24 protein-coding genes and 1 tRNA gene are annotated in these 22,232 nt (G+C 66.6%); 8 read left to right on the top strand and 17 right to left on the bottom strand.

From position 1 onward, the window contains the following. Window positions 1-4: 4 nt before the first annotated feature. From SRAH_RS09740 to SRAH_RS09730, 3 genes are all read right to left on the bottom strand, one after another. Window positions 5-982: a Bug family tripartite tricarboxylate transporter substrate binding protein gene (locus SRAH_RS09740; protein ID WP_029463159.1), complete on the bottom strand. Its 978-nt coding sequence runs from the start codon at window positions 980-982 to the stop codon at window positions 5-7. Between the two features lie 71 nt (window positions 983-1,053). Beyond that, window positions 1,054-1,992: a 4-hydroxy-3-methylbut-2-enyl diphosphate reductase gene (gene ispH, locus SRAH_RS09735; protein WP_029463158.1), complete on the bottom strand. Its 939-nt coding sequence runs from the start codon at window positions 1,990-1,992 to the stop codon at window positions 1,054-1,056. Next, window positions 1,992-2,438: an FKBP-type peptidyl-prolyl cis-trans isomerase gene (locus SRAH_RS09730; protein WP_029463157.1), complete on the bottom strand. Its 447-nt coding sequence runs from the start codon at window positions 2,436-2,438 to the stop codon at window positions 1,992-1,994. Before SRAH_RS09730 ends, ispH begins: the two co-directional genes overlap by 1 nt. 82 nt (window positions 2,439-2,520) lie before the next feature. Between SRAH_RS09730 and radC the strand changes: the two genes are divergently transcribed. After that, window positions 2,521-3,195 carry a RadC family protein gene (gene radC, locus SRAH_RS09725; protein ID WP_029463156.1) on the top strand — a complete coding sequence of 225 codons (675 nt, stop codon included), beginning with the start codon at window positions 2,521-2,523 and terminating at the stop codon, window positions 3,193-3,195. A gap of 31 nt (window positions 3,196-3,226) precedes the next feature. On the opposite strand, the gene ahpF is transcribed toward radC, so the two are convergent. From ahpF to SRAH_RS09710, 3 genes are all read right to left on the bottom strand, one after another. Continuing rightward, window positions 3,227-4,822: an alkyl hydroperoxide reductase subunit F gene (gene ahpF, locus SRAH_RS09720; RefSeq protein WP_029463155.1), complete on the bottom strand. Its 1,596-nt coding sequence runs from the start codon at window positions 4,820-4,822 to the stop codon at window positions 3,227-3,229. Between the two features lie 51 nt (window positions 4,823-4,873). Continuing rightward, window positions 4,874-5,437, bottom strand: coding sequence for an alkyl hydroperoxide reductase subunit C (ahpC, locus tag SRAH_RS09715; RefSeq protein WP_029463154.1), 564 nt, complete (start codon window positions 5,435-5,437; stop codon window positions 4,874-4,876). 163 nt (window positions 5,438-5,600) lie between these two features. Next, on the bottom strand, window positions 5,601-7,094 hold the full coding sequence (locus SRAH_RS09710; RefSeq protein ID WP_171816051.1) for a CoA-acylating methylmalonate-semialdehyde dehydrogenase: 1,494 nt from the start codon (window positions 7,092-7,094) through the stop codon (window positions 5,601-5,603). 121 nt (window positions 7,095-7,215) lie between these two features. Here SRAH_RS09710 and bfr point away from each other — a divergent pair, with 121 nt between their 5' ends. Together bfr and SRAH_RS09700 are read left to right on the top strand one after the other, a co-directional pair. After that, window positions 7,216-7,692 (top strand): bacterioferritin, encoded by a 477-nt coding sequence (gene bfr / locus SRAH_RS09705; RefSeq protein ID WP_029463152.1) that lies wholly within the window; start codon window positions 7,216-7,218, stop codon window positions 7,690-7,692. A 24-nt stretch (window positions 7,693-7,716) separates the two neighbouring features. Continuing rightward, window positions 7,717-8,484, top strand: coding sequence for a PP2C family protein-serine/threonine phosphatase (locus tag SRAH_RS09700; protein WP_029463151.1), 768 nt, complete (start codon window positions 7,717-7,719; stop codon window positions 8,482-8,484). Window positions 8,485-8,497: 13 nt separating this feature from the next. Here the strand turns inward: SRAH_RS09700 and SRAH_RS09695 are convergent, their stop codons facing one another. The 11 genes from SRAH_RS09695 to cysS form a co-directional block, all read right to left on the bottom strand. Continuing rightward, a complete protein-coding gene (locus SRAH_RS09695) occupies window positions 8,498-8,824 on the bottom strand; it encodes a type II toxin-antitoxin system PemK/MazF family toxin (protein ID WP_029463150.1) in 327 nt (108 codons plus the stop codon). Then, a complete protein-coding gene (locus SRAH_RS09690; protein WP_029463149.1) occupies window positions 8,821-9,042 on the bottom strand; it encodes an antitoxin MazE family protein in 222 nt (73 codons plus the stop codon). Before SRAH_RS09690 ends, SRAH_RS09695 begins: the two co-directional genes overlap by 4 nt. A gap of 302 nt (window positions 9,043-9,344) precedes the next feature. Beyond that, window positions 9,345-11,168 (bottom strand): EAL domain-containing protein, encoded by a 1,824-nt coding sequence (locus tag SRAH_RS09685; protein ID WP_052369159.1) that lies wholly within the window; start codon window positions 11,166-11,168, stop codon window positions 9,345-9,347. A gap of 81 nt (window positions 11,169-11,249) precedes the next feature. Next, window positions 11,250-11,768 carry a disulfide bond formation protein B gene (locus SRAH_RS09680; protein WP_029463147.1) on the bottom strand — a complete coding sequence of 173 codons (519 nt, stop codon included), beginning with the start codon at window positions 11,766-11,768 and terminating at the stop codon, window positions 11,250-11,252. A 19-nt stretch (window positions 11,769-11,787) separates the two neighbouring features. Beyond that, entirely contained in the window at window positions 11,788-12,564 is a 777-nt protein-coding gene (locus tag SRAH_RS09675; protein ID WP_029463146.1) for a ferredoxin--NADP reductase, read from the bottom strand. Between the two features lie 24 nt (window positions 12,565-12,588). Continuing rightward, window positions 12,589-12,681 (bottom strand) — tRNA-Ser (locus tag SRAH_RS09670). A 58-nt stretch (window positions 12,682-12,739) separates the two neighbouring features. Continuing rightward, complete coding sequence (locus SRAH_RS09665) at window positions 12,740-14,023, bottom strand: aspartate kinase (protein WP_029463145.1); 1,284 nt, start codon at window positions 14,021-14,023, stop codon at window positions 12,740-12,742. Window positions 14,024-14,089: 66 nt separating this feature from the next. Next, window positions 14,090-15,088, bottom strand: a complete 999-nt coding sequence (gene tilS, locus SRAH_RS09660; protein ID WP_171816050.1) for a tRNA lysidine(34) synthetase TilS — start codon at window positions 15,086-15,088, stop codon at window positions 14,090-14,092. Window positions 15,089-15,170: 82 nt separating this feature from the next. Continuing rightward, window positions 15,171-16,181, bottom strand: a complete 1,011-nt coding sequence (locus SRAH_RS09655; RefSeq protein WP_029463143.1) for an acetyl-CoA carboxylase carboxyltransferase subunit alpha — start codon at window positions 16,179-16,181, stop codon at window positions 15,171-15,173. A gap of 70 nt (window positions 16,182-16,251) precedes the next feature. Next, window positions 16,252-16,974 (bottom strand): DNA-3-methyladenine glycosylase family protein, encoded by a 723-nt coding sequence (locus SRAH_RS09650; RefSeq protein WP_082210167.1) that lies wholly within the window; start codon window positions 16,972-16,974, stop codon window positions 16,252-16,254. After that, window positions 16,974-18,380 carry a cysteine--tRNA ligase gene (cysS, locus tag SRAH_RS09645; protein WP_029463141.1) on the bottom strand — a complete coding sequence of 469 codons (1,407 nt, stop codon included), beginning with the start codon at window positions 18,378-18,380 and terminating at the stop codon, window positions 16,974-16,976. The genes SRAH_RS09650 and cysS overlap by 1 nt, the downstream gene beginning before the upstream one ends. A 200-nt stretch (window positions 18,381-18,580) precedes the next feature. On the opposite strand from cysS, the gene SRAH_RS09640 reads away from it, so the two are divergent. The 5 genes from SRAH_RS09640 to SRAH_RS09620 are packed head-to-tail and all read left to right on the top strand — an operon-like array spanning window position 18,581 to window position 22,180. Then, window positions 18,581-19,177 carry a tetratricopeptide repeat protein gene (locus tag SRAH_RS09640; protein ID WP_082210161.1) on the top strand — a complete coding sequence of 199 codons (597 nt, stop codon included), beginning with the start codon at window positions 18,581-18,583 and terminating at the stop codon, window positions 19,175-19,177. A 41-nt stretch (window positions 19,178-19,218) separates the two neighbouring features. Continuing rightward, entirely contained in the window at window positions 19,219-19,842 is a 624-nt protein-coding gene (locus tag SRAH_RS09635) for a peptidylprolyl isomerase (protein WP_029463139.1), read from the top strand. 4 nt (window positions 19,843-19,846) lie between these two features. Then, a complete protein-coding gene (locus tag SRAH_RS09630) occupies window positions 19,847-20,368 on the top strand; it encodes a peptidylprolyl isomerase (protein WP_029463138.1) in 522 nt (173 codons plus the stop codon). Between the two features lie 34 nt (window positions 20,369-20,402). Continuing rightward, entirely contained in the window at window positions 20,403-21,296 is an 894-nt protein-coding gene (locus SRAH_RS09625; RefSeq protein ID WP_052369158.1) for a UDP-2,3-diacylglucosamine diphosphatase, read from the top strand. After that, complete coding sequence (locus tag SRAH_RS09620; RefSeq protein ID WP_052369157.1) at window positions 21,293-22,180, top strand: M90 family metallopeptidase; 888 nt, start codon at window positions 21,293-21,295, stop codon at window positions 22,178-22,180. The genes SRAH_RS09625 and SRAH_RS09620 overlap by 4 nt, the downstream gene beginning before the upstream one ends. Window positions 22,181-22,232 lie beyond the last annotated feature (52 nt).

Here is a 22,232-nt window from a genome sequence, read left to right as displayed (position 1 = left end):
AGCCTCAATCGGGTCGGATGCCGGTGCGCTGCACCAAGCGCGTGTAGAAATCGAACTCGAAACGGATTTGCTCGGCAAACTGCTCGGGGGTGCTGCCTATGACCGGCGCACCGGCGTCATCGAGCCGCTGGCGCAACGCTGGATCGGCCAAAACGCGCACGGTATCGGCGTGGACGCGCTGCACCACCTCAGGGGGCAGGCCACGCGGCCCAATAAGACCAAAATAGCCCCCACGGTTGGCGATCGGCAGCCCGACTTCGGCAAAAGTTGGCACCTGGGGCAACTGGGGCAGCCGCTGGGGGGCGGCCACGGCGAGCGGGATCAGCCGGCCACCGGGCTGGATATGCGGCATCACCCCGGGCAAGGCATCGAAAATGATGGGCACACGGCCCGCCATCACGTCAACCAGTGCCGGGGCGGTGCCACGGTAGGGGATGTGCACCATGAAGATGCGGCTTTCGAGCTCGATCAGCTCACCCAGCAGGTGCAGCAGGGTGCCGGTGCCGGGGGTGGCGTAGGAGTAGCGTCCGGGGTGGCGCCGGACTTCGCGCAAAAAGGAATCGAAATCGCGCGCCGGAAACGAGGGGTGCACCGCCAGCACCAAGGGGATGACGACGAGGTTGATGACGGGGGTGAAGTCGTTAACCGGGTGATAGGGCGTGTTGGGGATGAAGGCCGGGTTGGTGGCCAACGTCGAGACAGCAGACAGACCCAGGGTGTAGCCATCGGGCGCCGCACGCGCAAGCTCGTGGGTGCCGATGGCCCCGCCCGCGCCGGTGCGGTTGTCCACCGCCACCGATTGGCCCAGCAGCGCCGCCAAGGGCGTGGCCACAGAGCGCGCCACCATGTCGGCCGACCCACCGGGCGTGAACGGGACGATCAGGCGCAGCGAGCGGCTTGGGAAAGTGCGCGCCCAAGCGCGGCCACTGGCGGTGAGCATCGAGGCGAGCCCAGCGGCCCCCATGAGCGTGCGGCGTTGCATGGTTGTGTCTCCCAAATGGTTGAATCGCAACCCCTAGCAAAGGGCCCAATGGCTTGTCTGGCGTATGCAAATCAATCGGGCTTGAGCCCCTTGGGCAGCGGAAACTTGAGGGTTTCGCGCGCGCCGTCGAGGCTGCGCACCGACACCGCCCCGAGCGCCTTGAGGCGCTGCAGCACGCCTTGCACCAGGGTTTCGGGGGCCGAGGCACCGGCGGTCACGCCCACGCGTGCCGCATCGGCAAACCAGTGGTCGCGCAGCTCGGTGGCGTCTTCGACCATGTAGGCGGGAACGCCCAAGCGTTGCGCCAGCTCGCGCAGCCGGTTGGTGTTGGAGCTGCTCGGGCTGCCCACCACCACCACCGCATCCACCAAGGGGCTGAGCAGCTTGACCGCATCTTGCCGGTTTTGCGTGGCGTAGCAGATGTCTTGCTGCTTGGGCTCGCGCAGGGCCGGAAAGCGTGCGCGCACGGCGGCGGCGATTTCGGCCGCGTCATCGACGCTGAGCGTGGTCTGCGTCACCAGCGCCAGCCGCTCGGTCTGCTGCGGCTGCACCCGCGCCACGTCGGCCACGTCTTCCACCAAATGGATGCCGGCATCGAGCTGGCCCATGGTGCCTTCGACCTCGGGGTGCCCCTTGTGGCCGATCATGATGAACTCGTAGCCCTCTTGATGCAGCTTGGCCACTTCCACGTGCACCTTGCTCACCAGCGGGCAGGTGGCGTCGAAAATGCGGAATCCGCGCCGCTCGGCCTCGCGCTGCACGGCCCGGCTGACCCCGTGGGCGCTGAACACCAGCGTGGCCCCGGCGGGCACATCGTCCAGTTCTTCGATGAAGATGGCCCCGCGCGCTTTTAGGTCCTTGACCACGTGGGTGTTGTGCACGATCTCGTGGCGCACGTAAATGGGGCGGCCAAACTTGGCCAGTGCGCGCTCGACGATCTCGATGGCGCGGTCCACCCCGGCGCAAAAGCCACGCGGCTCGGCCAGCAGCACCTCTTGCACGGCCGCCATCACAGCACCGCAATCAGTTGCACTTCAAAACGCACCGGCTGGCCTGCCAGGGGGTGGTTGAAGTCGAGTTGGAGCGCGCCGTCGGGGCGCACCTGGCAGACGGTGCCGGCGTAGTGACCCAGGCCGTCGGGGGTGGGGAACTGCAGCACGTCGCCCACGGCGTGGCCCTGCTGCGGCAGGCCCAGGCGCTGCAGCAGTGTGCGCGCCACCCATTGCACCTTGTCGGGCTGGCGCTCGCCAAAGGCGGCACCGGCGGGCAGCTCGATCACGGCCTGCGCGCCTTCGTGCAGACCGAGCAGCCCGGCTTCGAGCGCGGGCGAGAGCGCGCCGCTGCCCAGGCTCAGGGTGGCGGGCTGGGCGGCAAAGGTGTCAATCAGGCTGCGCCCATCGGGCCCCGAGAGGCGGTAATGCAGGGTGAGGAAGGAGTCGGGGCCGACTGGGTTCATGGCGGGGTTGCGCGGCGGCAACAATAGAATAACTTGGCGTATTGTAAAAAACTTGGGAGCCGCCGCTTTGAACACCACCTCAATGCCCTTGAAGGGCCTGCCCGCCGATGCGCGCCCACGCGAAAAGCTGCTGCAGCGCGGCCCCGCCGCCTTAAGCGATGCCGAGCTGCTGGCGCTGCTGCTGCGCACCGGCATACCGGGCAAGAACGTGGTGCAACTGGCACAAGAACTGGTGGACCGTTTTAAAGGCGTGGCCGGGCTGCTGCACTGCGGCCCGCAGGACCTGCAACGCATCAAAGGGCTGGGGCCAGCCAAGCGCGCCGAGCTGCTGGCGGTGGTGGAGCTGGCGCGGCGCGCGCTGGCGCAGGGGCTGGCCGAGCGGCCGCTGTTTGATACACCGCAGGCGGTGGCGCAGTACCTGCAACTGCATTTGGGCCACAAGCCGCACGAGGTGTTTGCATTGCTGTTTCTGGATAGCCAGCACCGGCTGCTGGCCTACGAGGAGCTGTTTCGCGGCACCTTGGGGCAGACCAGCGTCTATCCGCGCGAGGTGGTGTTGCGCGCCCTGCACCACCACGCCGCCGCCGTGGTGCTGGCACACAACCACCCCAGCGGGGTGGCAGAGCCTTCGCGCGCCGACCAACTCATCACCGACTCGCTCAAGGCGGCGCTGGCGCTGGTCGATGTGCGGGTGCTGGACCACTTTGTGGTCACGGCCGCGGGCTGCCGCTCGATGGCCGAAATGGGGCTGGTCTAGCAGGGCAAACCAGCCCGGGCACCCCCGTGCATCAGACTTGGGGCACCGCCTCCCCCACCACCTCTTGGGGCTGCGGGGTGCGGATCAGGTAATCAAAAGCGCTCAGCGCCGCCTTGGCCCCCTCGCCGGCCGCGATCACGATCTGCTTGTAGGGCACGGTGGTGCAGTCGCCTGCCGCAAACACGCCGGGCACGCTGGTGTGGCCCTTGGCGTCGATCACGATTTCGCCGTGGCGGCTAAGCTCCAGCGCGCCCTTGAGCCACTCGGTGTTGGGCACCAGGCCGATCTGCACAAAAATGCCTTCCAGCGCCAGATCGTGCGCGGTGCCGGTGGCGCGGTCGGTGTAGCGCAGGCCGTTGACGCGTGCGCCATCGCCCAGCACCTCGGTGGTCTGGGCTTGGGTGATCACGGTTACGTTGGGCAGGCTGCGCAGCTTGGCTTGCAGCACCGCGTCGGCGCGCAGTTCGGCGGCAAATTCGAGCAGCGTCACGTGCTGCACGATGCCGGCCAGGTCGATGGCGGCTTCTACGCCCGAGTTGCCGCCGCCGATCACCGCCGTGCGCTTGCCCTTGAACAGCGGGCCGTCGCAGTGCGGGCAGTAGGCCACGCCTTTGTTTTGGTATTCGCGCTCGCCCGGCACGTTCATGTTGCGCCAGCGCGCTCCGGTGCTCAGCACCACGCTGCGCGCTTTCAGCACCGCGCCACTGGCCAGTTCGATGCCGATCAGGCCACCCGGCTGTGCCGCAGGCAGCAGCCGCACCGCACGCTGCAGGTTCATGATCTGCACCTCGTAGTGGCGCACGTGCGCCTCCAGCGCGGCGGCCAGCTTGGGGCCTTCGGTGTGCAGTTGCGAGGGGTAGTTTTCGATCGCCAGCGTGTCGTTGAGCTGGCCACCCATGCGCTCGGCCAGCAAGCCGGTGCGGATGCCCTTGCGCGCCGCATACACCGCCGCCGCCGCACCGGCCGGTCCACCGCCGATGTTGAGCACATCGAAGGGCTCCAGCGCATCGAGCTGCTGCGCCTGCTTGACCAGAGCACCGGCGTCGAGCTTGGCCAGCACCTCTTCCACGCTCATGCGGCCCGAGCCAAACGCGGCCCCATTCAGATACACCGACGGCACCGCCAGCACATCGCGCTCGTTCACCTCTTGCTGGAACAGCGCGCCGTCGATCACCACGGTGTGTACGCGCGGATTCAGCAGCGCCAGCAGGCTGAGCGCCTGCACCACATCGGGGCAGTTGTGGCAGCTCAGCGACATGTAAATTTCGAAGCGGTAGTCGCCCGGCAAGGCCTTGATCTGCTCGATCAGGCCCGCCTCGACCTTGGGTGGATGCCCACCGGCCCACAGCAGCGCCAGCACCAGCGAGGTGAACTCGTGGCCCAGCGGCACGGCGGCAAAACGCAACTGGCCCGGCTGGCCCTGCCCTTGCACGGTAAAGGATGGCACGCGCGCGTCTTGCCCGTCGGTGCGCAACGCGATTTTGTTTGAGAGCGCAGCGATGGCTTCGAGCAACTCGCGCATCTCTAGCGAGGCGCTGGAGCCATCCAGCGCGGCCACCAGCTCGATCGGCTGCTGCAGGCGCTCCAAATAGGCTTGGAGCTGGGCTTTGAGGGTATCGTCGAGCATCTCTGCAATCCTTGGGGTGTGGGCGGGGCCAGCGGGCTTTAGGGGAGTCGCTTAGATTTTGCCTACCAGTTCCAGCGAGGGGGCCAGGGTTTTGGCGCCTTCGTTCCACTTGGCTGGGCAGACTTGGCCGGGGTTCTTGGCCACGTACTGGGCAGCCTTGAGCTTGCGCAGGGTTTCTTTGACGTCGCGCGCGATGGCGTTGTCGTGGATTTCGGCGGTCTTGATCTGGCCTTCGGGGTTGATGATGAAGGTGCCGCGCAGCGCCAGACCTTCGGCCTCGATGTGCACGCCAAAAGCGCGCGTCAGGGTGTGGGTGGGGTCGGCCACCAGCGGGAACTTGGCTTTGCCCACGGCGGGCGAGGTTTCGTGCCAGACTTTGTGCGAGAAGTGGGTGTCGGTGGTCACGATATAGACCTCGGCACCAAGCTTTTGGAACTCGGCGTAGTTATCGGCGGCGTCTTCCACTTCGGTTGGGCAGTTGAAGGTGAAGGCGGCCGGCATGAAAATCAGCACCGACCACTCGCCCTTGAGCGTTTCGTCGGACACTTGCACGAACTTGCCGTTGTGGAAAGCTTGGGCTTTGAAAGGCTGGACTGGGGTGTTGATGATCGACATGGAAACTCCTGAAGGGAAGGATTGAGGGTTAACGAGATTGGTGAAAACCCTAGTCATCATAGCCCAGCCGATAGCCATTGTTTATTGAAACTGGCTATCGCGAACATTGATGCGCCGCAGCACGGGGCGCTGGTGGGGCGCTGAAGAGCCCCGTTGCGGTCGCCTACTTCATCGTTGGCATGACGAATTCGGGGTCGCGCACGCCGGTGGGCCAGCGCGCGGTCACGGTTTTGAGCCGGGTGTAGAAACGCACCCCGTCGGGGCCGTGCATGTGCAGCGGGCCAAACAGGCTGCGTTTCCAGCCGCCAAAGCTGTGAAACGCCATCGGCACCGGGATCGGCACGTTGATGCCCACCATGCCCGCCTGCACCCGGTGCGCAAACTGGCGCGCCGCGTCGCCATCGCGGGTGAAAATGGCGGTTCCGTTGCCGTATTCGTGCTCATCGACCAGCTTGAGGGCGGCCTCGAAATCGGGCACGCGCAGCAGGCACAGCACCGGGCCGAAAATTTCTTCGCGGTAGATGCGCATCTCGGGCCGCACGCGGTCAAACAGGCAGCCACCGAGAAAAAACCCATCCTCGTAGCCGGGTACGCGCAAGCTGCGGCCATCGACCAGCAGCTCGGCGCCCTCGGCCACGCCGGAATCTACGTAGGCGCGCACGCGCTCGCGGTGCGCCGCCGTCACCAGCGGGCCGATATCGGGCTCGGCTTGGTTGCCGGGCCCGATGCGCAGCCCCTCGACCAAGGGCCGCAGCTTGGCGATCAGCGCCTCGGCCGTGGCATCGCCCACGCACACCGCCACCGAAATGGCCATGCAGCGCTCGCCCGCCGAACCGTATGCGGCCCCGAGCAGCGCGGCGGCGGCTTGCTCCAGATCGGCGTCGGGCAGGATCACCATGTGGTTCTTGGCCCCACCCAAGGCCTGTACGCGCTTGCCCAGCGCGCTGCCGCGGGCATAGATGTACTCGGCCACCGGCGTCGAGCCGACGAAGCTGAGCGCCTGCACACGCGGGTCCTCGAGCAGGGCATCGACCGCCACCCGGTCGCCCTGCAGCACGTTGAACACGCCATCGGGTAGGCCAGCATCCTTGAGCAGCCGGGCCAAGATCAGCGGCGCGCTCGGCACGCGCTCGGAGGGCTTGAGCACAAAGCTGTTGCCGCAGGCCAGCGCCACCGGGAACATCCACATCGGCACCATGCAGGGGAAGTTGAAGGGCGTGATGCCCGCCACCACCCCCAGCGGCGCGTACTCGGTGTAGGAATCCACCCCACGGCCGACGTTGATGGAGTGCTCGCCCTTGAGCAGGTGCGGCGCGCCGCAGGCGAATTCGACCACCTCCAGCCCGCGCGTGAGCTCGCCGTGCGCGTCGGCCAGCACCTTGCCGTGCTCGGCGCTGATGGCGGCAGCAATCTCATCGGCATGGCGGCGCAGCAGCTCTTGGTAGCACATCAGAATGCGCGCGCGCTGCAGCGGCGGCGTTTCGGCCCAGGCCGGGAAGGCGGCTTGGGCGGCGGCCACCGCTTGCGCCGCCTCGGCAACCGTGGCCAGTGCCACCTGGGCCTGCACCCGGCCCGTGGCCGGATCGAACACCTCAGCGTGGCGGCCGCTGAGGCCAGCCACGCTCTGGCCGTTGATGAAATGGGGAATGGAGCGCAGGGTGTTCATAAAAAAACCACGCAGGTGGCAACAAAACGGGCTGGGGCGAAGCATTCTAGCGCCCACTCAAAAGCGCTAAACTGCAAGGTATCTGCATCCCCCACTTCAAGGAACCTCCACCATGCAAGGCGACAAACTGGTCATCGGCCACCTGCAAGCCCAGCTCAAAAACGAGCTGACCGCCATCAACCAGTACTTTGTGCACTACCGCATGCTCAAGCACTGGGGCTTGGACAAGCTGGCGCAAAAAGAATACCAAGAGTCGATCGGTGAAATGAAGCACGCCGACCGCCTGATGGACCGCATCTTTACCCTCGACGGCCTGCCCAACCTGCAAGATTTGGGCAAGCTCAACATCGGCGAGAACGTGCCCGAAATCCTGCGCAGCGACCTAGCCTTGGAGCGCGCCGCCCAAGCCACCATCAAAGACGGCATCGCTAGCAGCGAGAGCGCGCGCGACTACGTTTCGCGTGACCTGCTGCTCGACATTTTGCAAGACACCGAAGAGCACATCGACTTTCTGGAAACCCAGATCGACCTGATCGACAAGGTCGGGCTGCCCAACTACCAGCAGAGCATGATGGGCGAAGTGAAGTAAGGCCCTCGCTTAGGGCAACCCTTTATGAGCGCCGCCCCTTACCGCATCAACGCCTGCACCGGCATCGACCAAGGCGATCGACCGTATCAGCAAGACCAGCTCGGCTTGCTGGCGCATCGCTACATCAAGGGCTGCGTGCTGGGCGTGATTGCTGACGGCATGGGCGGGCTGGCGGGTGGGCGCAAGGCGGCGGATCAGGTGCTGCTGACGGCGCAGCAATTGTTTGAGCAGTTCGATCCCGCCAGCGACGACGGCGCTGCGTTTTTGCTGCGTTTGGCCCAAGAAGCGCACATCGGCATACGCCTGACGGCTGCCGCCGCCGACTTGGAGCCGCACAGCACCTTGGCCAGTTTTTTGATACTGCCCAGCGGCCACTGCCACTTCGCGCATTCGGGCGATTCGCGTTTGTACCACTTTCGTGGGCCCCACTTGCTGCACCGGAGCAAGGACCATTCGTTGGTCGAGTCTTTGGTCGAACGAGGCCTGTTGAGCGAAGAACAGGCCCGCACCGACCCCCGCAGCAACCTGTTGCTGCATTGCCTGGGCACCCAGCAAGCCCCCACCATCGACAGCCACCGCTGTGAGCCGCTGCAAGTGGGCGATGTGCTGCTGGCTTGCAGCGACGGCATTTGGCAGTGCTTTACCGCCCAAGAGCTCAACGCCCTGCTGCAGCAAGCCACACCCCGGCAGGCGTGCGAGGAACTGGTCGCGCAGGCGCGTCAGCGTGCCGACGGTCATTGCGACAACCTGAGCCTGATCGTGCTCAAACTCGACGCGGTCGCACCGGTCTAGCGCGCCCAGAGTGTCACTTGACGATCCCCAAAAAAATCGCTAGGCAGCGCTCAACCTCGATGAGGGTGTCGGGCTCGATGCGGCCAAAGACCGGCCCTACGCGCTCGCGCTTGATTGTCATGGCCTTGTCCACCATGACCTGCGAAGGCTTTTGTAACCCGTTGGCGGCGCTGGGCTGCAATTGCACCCGCAGCCGAGGGGCGTCGAGCAAGGTGCTGCTCACCGGCAGCAGCGTCAGGCTCAAGAGATCGCTAAAGGCATCGGCCTGGATCACCAAGGCGGGCCGGGGCTTGCCAAAATCACCCTGCATGGCGATGGTCACCAAGTCACCACGCTTCATGCCGTCCAGCCGTCCACATCAGCCAGTGCGTCGTCCATCAGCCGCTGCAGCTGCGCGTCGGCCAGATCCGACGAGGCAAGCAGCCTAGACTGTCGCTGGCATTCCTGCACAAAACCAGGCAGGCGCGTGTCGGGCACCCAGATTTGCACCGGACGCAGACCGGCTCTGCGCAAGCCGTCGCGGTATTTTTGCACGCGCTCATTGAGGGTTTTGGGCATGGCTAAACCTCGTCATGGGATGTGCGGCAAAGTGTAGCATGTAACATGTTTTAATGCCGCCGTTGATTGCCGTCGCTTTGAGCTTATCCCCCCGGCGGCGGCTACCCCGGGAGAATGTGCCTCCTCGGCCTAGCCTGCGCACCGCCAGATGGTCTTTTGGTCGATGCCCATGCAGCGGGCGATCTCGCGCTGGCTCCTGCCCTAGGCGAGCAGTGTCGGGATGTTGACCCGATCTGTGCAGGTGCGCTTGTTTGGGTGACCGCCTAGAAGGCGATTGAGCAAATGGGCCGCGCTAAAGCGGGCTATTGAAGCTGCTTGTCAGGAGCGGATTGGGGCGCCGTTTCAAGCAAATACAAGCCGGAGCGGCTTTGTTTGGCGTGGTGCTTGGCGCTGGCGGCGGCATTGGCCACACTCTCGGCGTCGGCATAACGACCCGGCGCAATCTTGACCACGCCCAGGCTGACGGTGGTGCAGGGGTGAAAACGCAACTGGCCGTTGCGGTCTTCGGCGCGTACGCCACCCGCAATCTGGTCGGCCTGGTCGTAGAGCTCGAGCGCCTTGCGGTTGAAGGTTTGCACCGAGCGCTCCAGCCGCTCGTGCCAGTCCGGGCTTTGCAGCAGCAGCACAAAGTCGTCGCCGCCCACATGGCCGATGAAGTCGCGCCGGGGGTCGCAGACGGCCTGCAGGCACTCGGCTTGCAGGCGGATCACGGCGTCGCCGCGCCAGTAGCCGTAGTGGTCGTTAAAGGCCTTGAACTGGTTCAGATCGGCGTAGCAGGCCACGAAATCCTGCTGGTTGTCGAGCAGGCGCTGGATGTGCAGCGTGATCGGGATGTTGCCGGGCAGGAAAGTGAGCGGGTTGGCGTGCCGCGCCGCCTCAATGCGCGCCTCGGTCACCATGCGCACCAGGTCGGCCCCGGTGCCCAGGCCCCGGTACTGGCCGCCTTCGGTGATGATGAAACCCTCGGTAAGGTAGCGCTGGTCGGACGAGGTGAGGATTTCGGTCAGGTTTTCGAGCGGCGTGTGCACATCGACCAGCAGCGGGTCGGGGTTGGCGTGCAGGCGGCAGGGCCGGCTGCCATAGATGTCGCGAAAGAAAACCTGCAGAAACAAATCCTGCAAGGTCTTGCGGCTGATCAGCCCCACCGGGCGCTCGCCTTCCATCAGGGCCAGCGCATGCAGACCCTTGTGCTGCTTGAACAGGCCCGCCACCAGCTCGTGGCTGGCTAGGGCGTCTACCGTGGGGGCTTCGATCAACAAGGCGCGTGCCGTCAGGCCCCGGTTGCTGACCTGCTTTTGCAGCGGCAGCACGGTAATCTGGCGGCTGCGCAACACGCGCTCGGCGTCGGCCAAGGGGGCCAGAACGGGTTCGGCTTGCGGCCGTCCCGTGTAAAAGCCTTGGACAAAAGGCAGCCCCACGTCGCGCAAGACCTCGAGCTCATCGGCGGTTTCGACGCCTTCGGCCACCAGTTGGGCGCCAAAGGTTTCGGCCAGACGGCTCAGGGCCTGCACGGTTTGCAATTTGTGGCTGTGCCGGTGGACTTCGCGCACAAAGTATTTGTCGATCTTGACGTATTCGGGGCGCAGCTCGGACCACAGGCGCAGGCTGGAGCGCCCGTCGCCAAAATCATCGAGCGCCAGCGCCCCGCCGTGGCGCCGCAGGCGCTCGATTACGCTCAGGATGGCGTCGATTTCGGTGACCTGCTCGTGCTCGGTCAGTTCGAGCACCAGCGACGAGAGCGATAGCCCGAGGGCCTGCGCGTGGTCGAACAGGCGCACGATCTGCTGGCGCTCCGCGGCCTTGACCAAGACCGAGGCGCTGATGTTGAGAAACAGCCGCCCGACGCGCGCGCTGCGGCTCCAGTACCAGAGGGCCCGAAACAGGCATTCGAGCTCGAACTCAGGCGTCAAATTTTCGCTTTGCGCCGAGGTCAGCAACTCGAGCGGGCCGTTCCACGGGCTGCCAGCAGGCGGTCGCACCAAGGCCTCGTGGGCATGGACCGAAACCCCCGCCAGATCGACGATGGGCTGAAAATGCACCTGCAGCGCCGCGCTGTCGATCAGTTCGCGGATGCTGCAGATTTGCCCCTGCCCGGCCAAGCCATTGGAATCGGAGTGCGTGCGCATGAACCAACCTGCCCCTCGAATCGAAAAATCAATTTTGCGATTGTAGGCGGCTCAAATGACAAAACCGTGAATACGGGTGCGCTAATGGACCCGCCGGCGCAGCAGCGCCACAAACACCGCCAAGGCCAGCAGCGCCATGCCCGTGAAGACCAGAAACGACCAGTTGGCGATCGTCAGACCCAGAAACGACCAATCGACTTTGGCGCAGTCGCCGCTGCCGCTGAACAGCATGGGCAGCAAGCGTTCGAGCGGGAAGCTGGCGATCATGCCGTAAAAGTCTCGCCCGCAGGTGACGAACTCGGGCGGGTACCACTGCAACCAGCTTTGGCGCGCGGCGGTGAAGGAACCAAAACCGGCCATCAAAACGACGGCGACCAAGCCCGTCAGATGCACCGCACGCTGCGCAAAAGCCGCCGTGAGCAAGGCCAGCAGCCCCACACCCATCAGGGCGTAGCGCTGCACCACGCACATGGGGCAGGGTTGCAGGCCCACCACGTGTTGCAAATAGGCGCCGTAGGCAAACATGCCCGCGCACACCAGCGCCAGCAACAGCAGCCAGCGCCGCGGGTGTTGCCCCAAAGAGTCAAGCAAAGTGCTCATGGGCACCGATGGTAGCGCATCAGCTCTCGACGAAGGCGCGTTCGATCACATAGTCGCCCGGCGAGCTCGTGTTTCCTTCGACGAACTGGCGCTGCTCCATCATGCGCTTGAGGTCGCGCAGCATCTCGGGGCTGCCGCAGATCATGACCCGGTCGTGCGCCGGGTCGAGCGCTGGCAGACCAAGGTCGGCGGCCAATTTGCCGTTTTCGATCAGGTCGGTGATGCGGCCGCGGTTTTTGAAGGGCTCGCGCGTCACGGTCGGGTAGTAGCGCAGTTGCTGGCTCACCATCTCGCCCAAAAACTCGTGCTGCGGCAAGTCCACCGTGAGGTAGTCGTAATAGGCCAGCTCTTTGACTTCGCGCACCCCGTGCACCAGCACCACCTGCTCGAATTTTTCGTAGGTGGCCGGGTCGCGGATGATGCTCATCCACGGCGCCAGCCCGGTGCCGCTGCCCAGCAGGTACAGGCGCTTGCCGGGCAGCAGGTAGTCGATCAGCAGCGTGCCGGTGGGCTTGCGCCCCACCACGATGGTGTCGCCGGGCTGAATGTGCTGCAAGCGGCTGGTGAGCGGGCCGTCGGGCACCTTGATGCTGAGGAACTCGAGGTGCTCTTCGTAATTGGCGCTGGCGATGCTGTAGGCACGCAGCAAGGGCTTGCCGCCCTCGGTGCGCAGCCCGATCATGGTGAAGTGGCCGTTGGAGAAGCGCAGCGAGGCGTCGCGCGTGGTGGTGAAACTGAACAGCCGATCGGTCCAGTGGTGAACGGTGAGTACCCGCTCTTCGTTGAATGCGCTCATGTATGCGCTCTTTTTTGGGGTATTTGGCGGAGTGAGAGGGATTCGAACCCTCGATGCGGCTCTACACCGCATACTCCCTTAGCAGGGGAGCACCTTCGGCCTCTCGGTCATCACTCCAGAACTTCGAATTATGCCCGAAATAGGCTCGATTTTGGGCAAGCGCGGTGCAAAAGCCTCAGGTCGAGGCCAGGCTGTCGGTGGGTTGATCGAGGTCGAACTCGCGGTGCAGGGCGCGCACGGCCAGCTCCATGTATTTTTCGTCGATCACCACCGAGGTCTTGATCTCGGAGGTGCTGATCATCTGGATGTTGATGCCCTCTTCGCTCAGGCAGCGAAACATGCGGCTGGCCACGCCCACGTGGCTGCGCATGCCGATACCGACGATGCTGACCTTGCAAATGCGCGCATCGCCCAGCACCTCGGCCGCGCCCAATGCGGGCACAACCTGGCTGCGCAGCAGCTCCATCGTTTTCGGGTAGTCGTTGCGGTGCACGGTGAAGCTGAAGTCGGTCTTGCCTTCTTTGCTGATGTTTTGGATGATCACATCCACTTCCACGTTGGCCGCGGCCACCGCACCCAAAATCTGGTAGGCGATGCCGGGCCGGTCGGGCACGCCGAGCACGGTGATTTTGGCTTCGTCGCGGTTGAAGGCGATGCCGGAGACGACGGCTTGTTCCATGGTTTGCTCATCCTCAAAAGTGATCAGGGTGCCCGACTGGGCTTCTGCGTTCAGGTCGATGTCCCAGGGTGTGAAGCTCGAGAGCACGCGGATGGGCATGCGGTATTTGCCGGCAAACTCGACCGAGCGGATTTGCAGCACCTTGGAGCCCATGCTGGCCATTTCCAGCATTTCTTCGAAGCTCACGCGCGGCAGGCGGCGCGCCTCGGGCACCACGCGCGGGTCGGTGGTGTACACGCCATCGACGTCGGTGTAGATCAGGCATTCGTGCGCGCCGATGGCCGCTGCCACCGCCACCGCCGAGGTGTCGGAGCCGCCGCGGCCTAGGGTGGTGATGTGGCCCTGCTCATCGACGCCCTGAAAGCCGGTGATGACTACCACCTTGCCGGCCGCCAGATCAGACTGGATGCGGGCCTGGTCGATGGACTCGATGCGCGCCTTGGTGTAGGCGCTGTTGGTGCGGATGGGCACCTGCCAGCCGCAGTAGCTCACCGCTTGCAGCCCCTCGGCCTGCAAGGCGATGGCCAGCAGCGCTGACGAGGCCTGCTCGCCGGTGGCGGCGAGCTGATCGAGTTCGCGCTCGGTGGCGCTGCCGGGCTGGGCCGGGGCCAGCTCTTTGGCCAGCGCCAGCAGGCGGTTGGTCTCGCCGCTCATGGCGCTGGGCACCACCACCATCTGGTGCCCGGCGCGCTGCCATTTGGCGACGCGTTTGGCCACGTTGCGGATGCGCTCGGTCGAGCCCATGCTGGTGCCGCCGTATTTGTGAACGATGAGTGCCATGAGAGGTGCTGTTGTGAGGCCGTGCAGCGCAAACTGCCACCGGGGGCCAGTGAAACGAATCTGAAATTATAAACAGCGGCTCTGGGGCGGCGACGCCGCGCTTGCGTCTGCAGGTGCAGCGGCGGCCTCGAAGCTCAGATGCGCGCCGCAGCGCAGCACCCTGCCCTGCCCCACCTTGAGCTCGATCTGGTGGCCCCGGGTGCGGCAGGCGGCCACCTGGCGCAGCAGTTGCTGCAGTTGCGCCGCGCTGGCTTGGGTGCCGTGCTGGCTGCGCAGCCAGTGGCGCAGCAGGTTGGCCTGGCGGTCGGGGCTCAAGCCCTGCACAGCGGCGATGGCGGGCGGATTGCCCACCGCCTGCAAGTCCTGCGCCGCCAGCTCGTCCAGCAGGCGCTGCGCCTGCGCGATCTGGCGGGTGCTGCGCGCCAGCGTGCGCAGGCTGGCCGGAAAGTGCTGCAGCAGCGCGGGCAGCAGGTGCGCGCGGATGCGGTTGCGGGTGTAGCGCGTGTCTTGGTTGCTGGGGTCTTGCTGGTAGGGCACGGCGTGGGCGTCGAGCCACTGGCGCAGCGCCGCCCCGTCTTCGTGCAGCCAAGGGCGGCCAAAGCGCACCCCGTGGCGCTGCATGGCCTCGGGCATGGCCGCCAGCCCCGGCAGACCGGCGCCACGGCTGAGCGCCAGCAGCAGGGTTTCGATCTGGTCTTGCGCCTGCTGCCCCAGAAGCACCCAGGCCGCGCCGTGGGTTTGGGCCAGCCGCGCCAGTGCGGCGTAGCGGGCTTGGCGCGCCGCGTCTTCTGGGCTTTGGCCGCGCGCGGGCCCGGCCTGCACCCGCTCGATGCGCAGCGGCAGCCCGAGTTGATCGCAGCAGCGCTGGGCGTGCAGGGCAAAGCCTTCGGCCGCCGGCTGCAAGCCGTGGTGGATGTGCAAGGCCTGCACCTGGCCCGGCCAGAGCGCATGCGCCGCCAGCAACAGCGCGGTGGAATCGGCCCCGCCGCTGTAGGCCACGGCCCAGGGCTGGGGGGTGGCCTGCGCCTGAGCGGGCAAAGGGTGCCGCTGCGCCCAAGCGCGCAGGCTGGCCAAGCCAGGGGGCGGCGCAGGCACGGGATCGCTCAGGCCCGCACCAGCAACCACCGGGGCCGGGGCCGCCACGGCCTCAACCCGCGTGGCTGTCGGCGCGACCGCTGCCGCTGCGGCTGTCGGCCTTGGTGTCGGTGTAGCGGCCAAAGCCGTTGAGGCGGGCGTGGCGCTGCTCCAGCAGCTCGGCGGGCTTGAGGTCGGCCACCTGACGCAGGGCGTCGGTGAGCGCGCGCTTGAGGAACACCGCCATCTGCTTGGGGTCGCGGTGCGCCCCGCCCACGGGCTCGTTGACGATCTTGTCCACCAGCCCGAGCGCCTTCAGGCGGTGCGCGGTGATGCCCAGCGCCTCGGCGGCGTCGCTGGCGCGCTCGCTGGTTTTCCACAAAATCGAGGCGCAGCCCTCGGGGCTGATGACCGAATAGACCGCATACTGCAGCATCAGCACCTGATCGGCCACGGCAATGGCCAGCGCGCCGCCGGAGCCGCCTTCGCCGATGATGGTGCTGATGATCGGCACTTCGAGCTGCGCCATCTCGAGGATGTTGCGCCCGATGGCTTCGGACTGGCTGCGCTCCTCGGCATCGATGCCGGGGTAGGCGCCGGGGGTGTCGACAAAGGTGAACACCGGCAGGCGGAACTTCTCGGCCAGCTTCATCAGGCGCAGCGCCTTGCGGTAGCCCTCGGGGCGCGTCATGCCAAAGTTGCGCAGCGTGCGCTCCTTGGTGTCGCGGCCCTTTTGCTGGCCCAGCACCATGCAGGGCTGACCGTTGAAGCGCGCCAGCCCGCCCACAATGCTCTGGTCGTCGGCAAAGTGGCGGTCGCCGTGCAGCTCGACAAAGTGCGTAAAAATCTCGCGCACGTAATCCAGCGTGTAAGGGCGCTCGCTGTGGCGGGCGATCTTGGTTACCTGCCACGGCGTCAGGTGGGTGTAGATGTCCTTGGTGAGTTGCAGGCTTTTTTTGCTGAGCTGCTCGATTTCTTGCGAGATATCGACCGCCGATTCGCTCTGCACGTAGCGCAGTTCTTCAATTTTGCTTTCCAGCTCGGCAATCGGCTGCTCGAAGTCGAGGAAATTTTTTTTGGCCAAGATCGGGCTCCTGGGTCGGTGAGGAAAAAAAATCAATGCAGGCCGTGGGGCGCTGCGCGAACGTGGGCGGTCAGTACGCCACCGGCAGCGGGTCCAGCGAGCGCCAAATATACCAAGTCGCCACGCTGCAATAGGGCCCCCAAGGGGCGGCGACTTCGCGCGCGTCGCTGCGGCTGACGGGCTCGCCCGAAAAATAACTCTGGCTGATGCCGCGGATCAGGCCCACGTCGTCGAGCGGCAGCACGTTGGGGCGCAGCAGGTGAAAGATGAGGAACATCTCGGCCGTCCAGCGCCCAATGCCCCGGATCGCCACCAGTTGTTTGACGATGGCCTCGTCGTCCATGTGCTGCCAGTCTTCGGGGCGCAACTGGCCGCTGTCGAAGTGCAAGGCCAAATCGACCAGATACTCCACCTTGCGCGCGCTCAGGCCGGCGGCTCGCATCTCATCCACGCGCAGGCGCAGCAAGGCGGCGGGCTCGAACTGCGGCAGCAGCTTTGCGAAACGCAGCCAAACGGCTTGCGCGGCCAGCACCGAAATCTGCTGCCCGATCACGCTGCGCACCAGGGTGACGAAGGGGTCGCCGTGCGACTGCAAGCCCGCATGCGGCGTCTGGGGGATGAGCTTGCACAGCACCCGGTCGCGCTCGCTCAGGTGCGCGCAGGCGTCGGCCCAATAGGGTGGCACCCGGCAGGCCGCAACCGGACCGGGCGGGAGCACAGTGTCGGACACCGCTGGGGCTACCGGGCACAGGGCGGCTGCGGCCACGGCCTTGGGCACGCGCGTGGCACCCATCAGGCGCGCACCCAAGTCGTGCCTTGGGCGCTGTCTTGCAGCAGCACGCCCTGGGCCTGCAACTGCTGGCGGATGCGGTCGGCTTGGGCAAAGTCGCGCGCGGCCTTGGCGGCGCTGCGCTCGGCGATCAGGGCCTCGATGGCGCTGACCGTCAAACCTTGCGCGGCCTCGGCCGCCCCCACGCCGCCTTGCAAAAAGGCCTGCGGATCTTGTTGCAGCAAGCCCAAAATGCCGCCCAGCGCCCTGAGCAGCGCGGCCAAGGCGGGGCTGCGGCTGCGGTTGACTTCGGTCGCCAGCTCGAACAGCAGCGCCACCGCTTCCGGGGTGCCAAAGTCTTCGTCCAGCGCCGCCTTAAAGCGCGCCGCGTGCGGCTCGGCCCAGTCGATGGCGGCGTGGGTGGCCGCCGCAGGCAGCGGCACCGCCGCCAGCGCGGTGTAGAGGCGGCGCAGGGCGGCGCGGGCGTCGTCGAGGTGCGCGTCGGAGTAGTTGAGCGCGCTGCGGTAGTGGGCGCGCAAAATAAAGAAGCGCAGCGTTTCGGCCTCGTAGCGTTGCAGCACCTCGCGGATGGTGAAAAAATTGCCCAGGCTCTTGGACATTTTTTCCTCATCGACGCGCACAAAACCGTTGTGCATCCAGACCGTGGCCAGCGGTTGGCCGCTGGCGCCCTCGCTCTGGGCGATTTCGTTTTCGTGGTGCGGAAACTGCAAGTCGGCCCCGCCGCCGTGGATGTCGAAGGGCTCGCCCAGCAGGGCGCAGCTCATGGCCGAGCACTCGATGTGCCAGCCCGGCCGCCCGGCTCCATACGGGCTGGGCCACTGCGCTTCGGCGGGCTCGCCGGGCTTGGCCGCTTTCCAGAGCACGAAGTCGAGCGGGTCGCGCTTGTCGTCGGCCACCGCCACGCGCTCACCGGCGCGCAGCTCGTCTAGGCCCTTGCCCGAGAGCTTGCCGTAACCGGCAAAGGCGCGCACGGCGTAGTTCACGTCGCCGTCGGCGGCGCGGTAGGCCAGCCCTTTGCTTTCGAGCCGCTCGATCAGGGCCAGCATCTGCGGCACGTAGTCGGTGGCGCGCGGCTCGTGGGTGGGGCGCTCGATGCCCAGCGCGTCGGCATCTTGGTGCAGGGCCTCGATCATGCGCTCGGTTAGGGCGCGGATGGTTTCGCCGTTGCGCAGCGCGCGGGCGATGATCTTGTCGTCGATGTCGGTCACGTTGCGCACGTAGCTGACGCGGTAGCCACTGGCCTTGAGCCAGCGCTGCACCACGTCGAAGGCCAGCATGGAGCGCGCGTGCCCGAGGTGGCACAGGTCATAAACGGTCATGCCGCAGACGTAGAGGCGCACATGGCCGGGCTGCAGCGGCTGGAAGGTTTCGGTGCGGCGCGTGAGCGTGTTGTAGATGCGCAGGGTCATGGGCTGGGGACAGATCGGAAAAGTTTGCCGAATATATATGGGCAAGGCCGGGCGCGGCGGATGCGGTGGGTGCAGTGCAGAAAGCGAGCAAGCGCGGGCGGGCTTGGTTTGAGGCCGCGCAGATACAATCCGGCAAGTATATCGGCGCCGCCCCTGCGGCCACCAATCCCCGCATTCGAGCCCCTGCCCTGCCCGTTCACATGCCTTTTGCCCTCCCTGACCGCGTTTGGCGGCCCTTGCACCCGCCCCACGCCTGGCACCTGTTGGCCGCCGCCCTGCTGGCGCTGCTGCTCGGGCTGGGCAGCGCGAGTGCTCGGGCACAAGACGCCCCCTACGACGCGGTGCAGCGCCAGACCCAAGCCGGTGACTGGTCCGCCGCGCTGGCGCAGGCCGAGGCCTGGCTGGCGCAGCACCCGGCCGATGCGCAAATGCGTTTTTTGCGCGCCGTGGTGCTGCAGCGCCAAGGCCAGACCGATGCCGCCCAAGCCGCCTTCACCGCCCTGACGCAAGAGCACCCGGAACTGCCCGAGCCGCACAACAACCTGGCGGTGCTGCACGCCGCCGCCGGTCGCTTGGCCCAAGCGCAGCAGGCGCTCGAACAGGCGCTGCGCCTGCACCCGCACTACGCCATCGCGTGGCGCAACCTAGGCGATGTGCAGTTGCAGCGCGCGGCCGAGTCTTACCGCCACGCCCTGCAACATGCCCCGCACGCTGCAGGCTTGGCGCAGCGCCTGCAGGCCGTCGAAACCTTGCTGGCCCCGACCCCGACCCCGACCCCTGCCGCAGCGGCGCGCTGAAGCGCTCCTCACCAGCCCCTCCACATCCCCAGGTCCACACCATGCAACGCCGCCAACTTGCCCCCCTGCTGCTCGGCTCCGTCGCGCTGGCTAGCGCCCTCTGGCTGGGCAGCGCCCATGCCCAGGCGCCCGCTGCCGCACCCGCCGCAGCCCCAGCCCCCGCCAACGCCCCGCGCGTCACGCTGCAAACCAATCTGGGCACCATGGTGCTCGAACTCGATCCGGTGCGCGCACCGCTGACGGTGCAAAACTTCCTGCGCTACGTGCGCGAAGGCCACTACAGCGGCACCGTGTTTCACCGCGTGATTCCCGGCTTCATGATCCAGGGCGGTGGCTTCACGCCCGACATGCAGCAAAAGCCCACCCGGCCCCCGATCGCGTTGGAGTCGCGCAACGGCCTAAGCAACCTGCGCGGCACCGTGGCCATGGCGCGCACCTCCGTGCCCGATTCGGCCACGGCCCAGTTCTTCATCAACACCGTGGACAACCCCTGGCTGGACCAGCCGCGCTCGCCAGACGGGCACGGCTACGCGGTGTTTGGCCGCGTCGTCTCGGGCCTGGACGTACTCGACCGCATCCGCGCCGTGCCCACCGGCCGCCAGGGCCCGCACAGCAACGTGCCCCTGCAACCCGTCACCATCCTCAACGCCACTTTGGAGCAATAACCCCATGGCCAACCCGCAAGTTGAACTGCACATCGCCGGACGCGGCGTCATCACGATCGAGCTCGACGCCGAAAAAGCGCCCAAATCGGCCGCCAACTTCCTCGCCTACGTGCGCAGTGGCCACTACGACGGCACCGTGTTTCACCGCGTGATCGACGGCTTTATGATCCAAGGCGGCGGCTTTGCCGTGGGCATGACGCAAAAACCGACCCTCGACACGATCGAAAACGAGGCCAACAACGGCCTGAAAAACAAGCGCTACACGCTGGCGATGGCGCGCACCTCGGCCCCGCATTCGGCCTCGGCGCAGTTTTTCATCAACGTGGCCGACAACGGTTTTCTCGACCACACCGCGCCCACGGCCCAAGGCTGGGGTTATGCGGTGTTTGGCAAGGTGATCGCTGGCACCGAGGTGGTGGACGCCATCCGCAGCGTCAAAACCGGGCGCAAGGGCTTTCACGACGACGTGCCACTGGACGACGTGGTGCTGGAAAAAGCCGTGGAGCTGCAAGCCAGCGCAGCCTGAGCTTGCTGTGGTCTTGAGGAACGCTCCTGCGACCATGAACGAAGCCACCGTGCCAGCGGCGCACCCGCAGGCCCTGCCCGAACCCGAGCTCGTCTGCGCCGCCCCGGTCTGGGAGCGGGTCGAGTTTATCTCCGACCTGCACCTGCGCCCCGAAGACCCCGCCACCGTGTCCGCGTGGCTGAGCTACTTGGAGCACGGCCGCTTCGATGCCCTGTTCATTCTGGGCGACCTGTTCGAGCTCTGGTTTGGCGACGACATGCTGCAGCGCCCGCCCGAGGCCAGCGGCAGTGAGCTGCTGCAACGCAGCATCCAGGCGCTGCAAGCGGCCAGCGCGCGCGCCCCGGTCTATCTGATGCACGGCAACCGGGATTTTTTGCTGGGCAGCGCCTTTGCACAGCGCAGCGGCGTGCGCCTGATCGCCGACCCCTGCGTGCTCGAATTCGCCAACCAGCGCTGGCTGCTCAGCCACGGCGACGCCTGGTGCCTAGACGACCGCAGCTACCAGGCCTTTCGCCAGATGGTGCGCGCCCCGGCCTGGCAGCAGGGCTTTCTGGCGCGCCCGCTGGCCGAGCGCGAGGCGCTGGCGCGCATGGCGCGCCACACCAGCGAGAGCCAGCGCAACACCGGCAGCGCAACGGCCAGCGCACCCGACGCCCCCGACTACGGCGACCTCGATGCCGCCACCGCCTGCCACTGGCTGCGCGCCACCGGCTGCCAGACCCTGATCCACGGCCACACGCACCGCCCCGGCCAGCACGATCTGGGCGCTGGCTTGCAGCGCCTGGTGCTAAGCGACTGGTGCGGCCTGAGCCAGCCGCCCCGGCGCGAGGTGCTGCGGCTCGATCGCCAAGGCCAGTTCACCCGCATCAGCCCCGAGCAAGCGGTCGCGCCCACACCCCCCGCGCCGGCCCCCCAGCCAGCGCCATGAGCCCGGCCCCGCGCTGGCTGCGCGTGCTGCGCCACAGCCGCTGGGGCCGAACACTCACGCGCTGGTTCGGCGGCGCGCCGCCCATCCCGCCCGGCCTGTGGCGGCGTGTGCTGCAGGCGCAGTCCTTCCTGCAGCACCTGGAGCCGGCGCAAGCGGAGCGCCTGCAACTCCTGTGCCGGCATTTTCTGGCGCAAAAAACCTTTAGCGGCGCCAACGGCCTGCAGATCAACGACGAAATCGCGCTCACCATTGCCACCCAGGCCTGCCTGCCTTGGGTGCACTGGGGCTTGGCGGGGCTGGACTGGTACCGGGGCTTTGCCGGCATCGTGCTGCATCCGGATGAAGTCTGGGCGCAGCGCGAAGAAACCGACGAGGCGGGCGTGGTGCACCGCTGGCGCGAGGCGCTGGCCGGCGAAGCCATGCACGGCGGGCCGCTGATGCTGGCCTGGTCGCACGTGCGCGCCGCCAGCGCCAAGGCGCAGCAGGGCCACAACCTGGTGATCCACGAATTTGCGCACCAGATCGACATGCGCCACAAAGCGCGCCACCAGGCGGCCGACGGCTGCCCGCAGTTGCCGCGTGGCTTTCTGGGGCTGGCGCCGCGCGCCGCCGCGCAGCACTGGCAACAGGTTTGGGACCAGCAATACCGCCACTTTGTGCGCCAGGTGCAAATGGCCGAGCGCTTCGGCGCTCCCCTGCCCTGGCTCGACGCCTATGGCGCCACCGACGCAGCCGAGTTCTTCGCCGTGGCCTGCGAAGCCTACACGGTGCAGCGGGCGCGCTTCGGGGCCGAATTCCCGGCCTTGTTGCCGCTGCTGGATGCTTTTTTTCGGCATCCGGCGACAGCGGGCGTGGCGCCACCGCCAGCCCGCGCTTCTGCTTAGGCTTTCAGGGCCCCGGTAGGGGCGGCCTAGGGTTGCGCGGCTCACCCCCCCC

The sequence above is a fragment of the Serpentinimonas barnesii genome (assembly GCF_000696225.1).
In the GTDB taxonomy this organism is placed as follows: Bacteria; Pseudomonadota; Gammaproteobacteria; order Burkholderiales; family Burkholderiaceae_C; genus Serpentinimonas; species Serpentinimonas barnesii.
The sequence above is the reverse complement of the archived record's forward strand: the minus strand, read 5'-3'. Positions and strand labels throughout refer to the sequence as shown.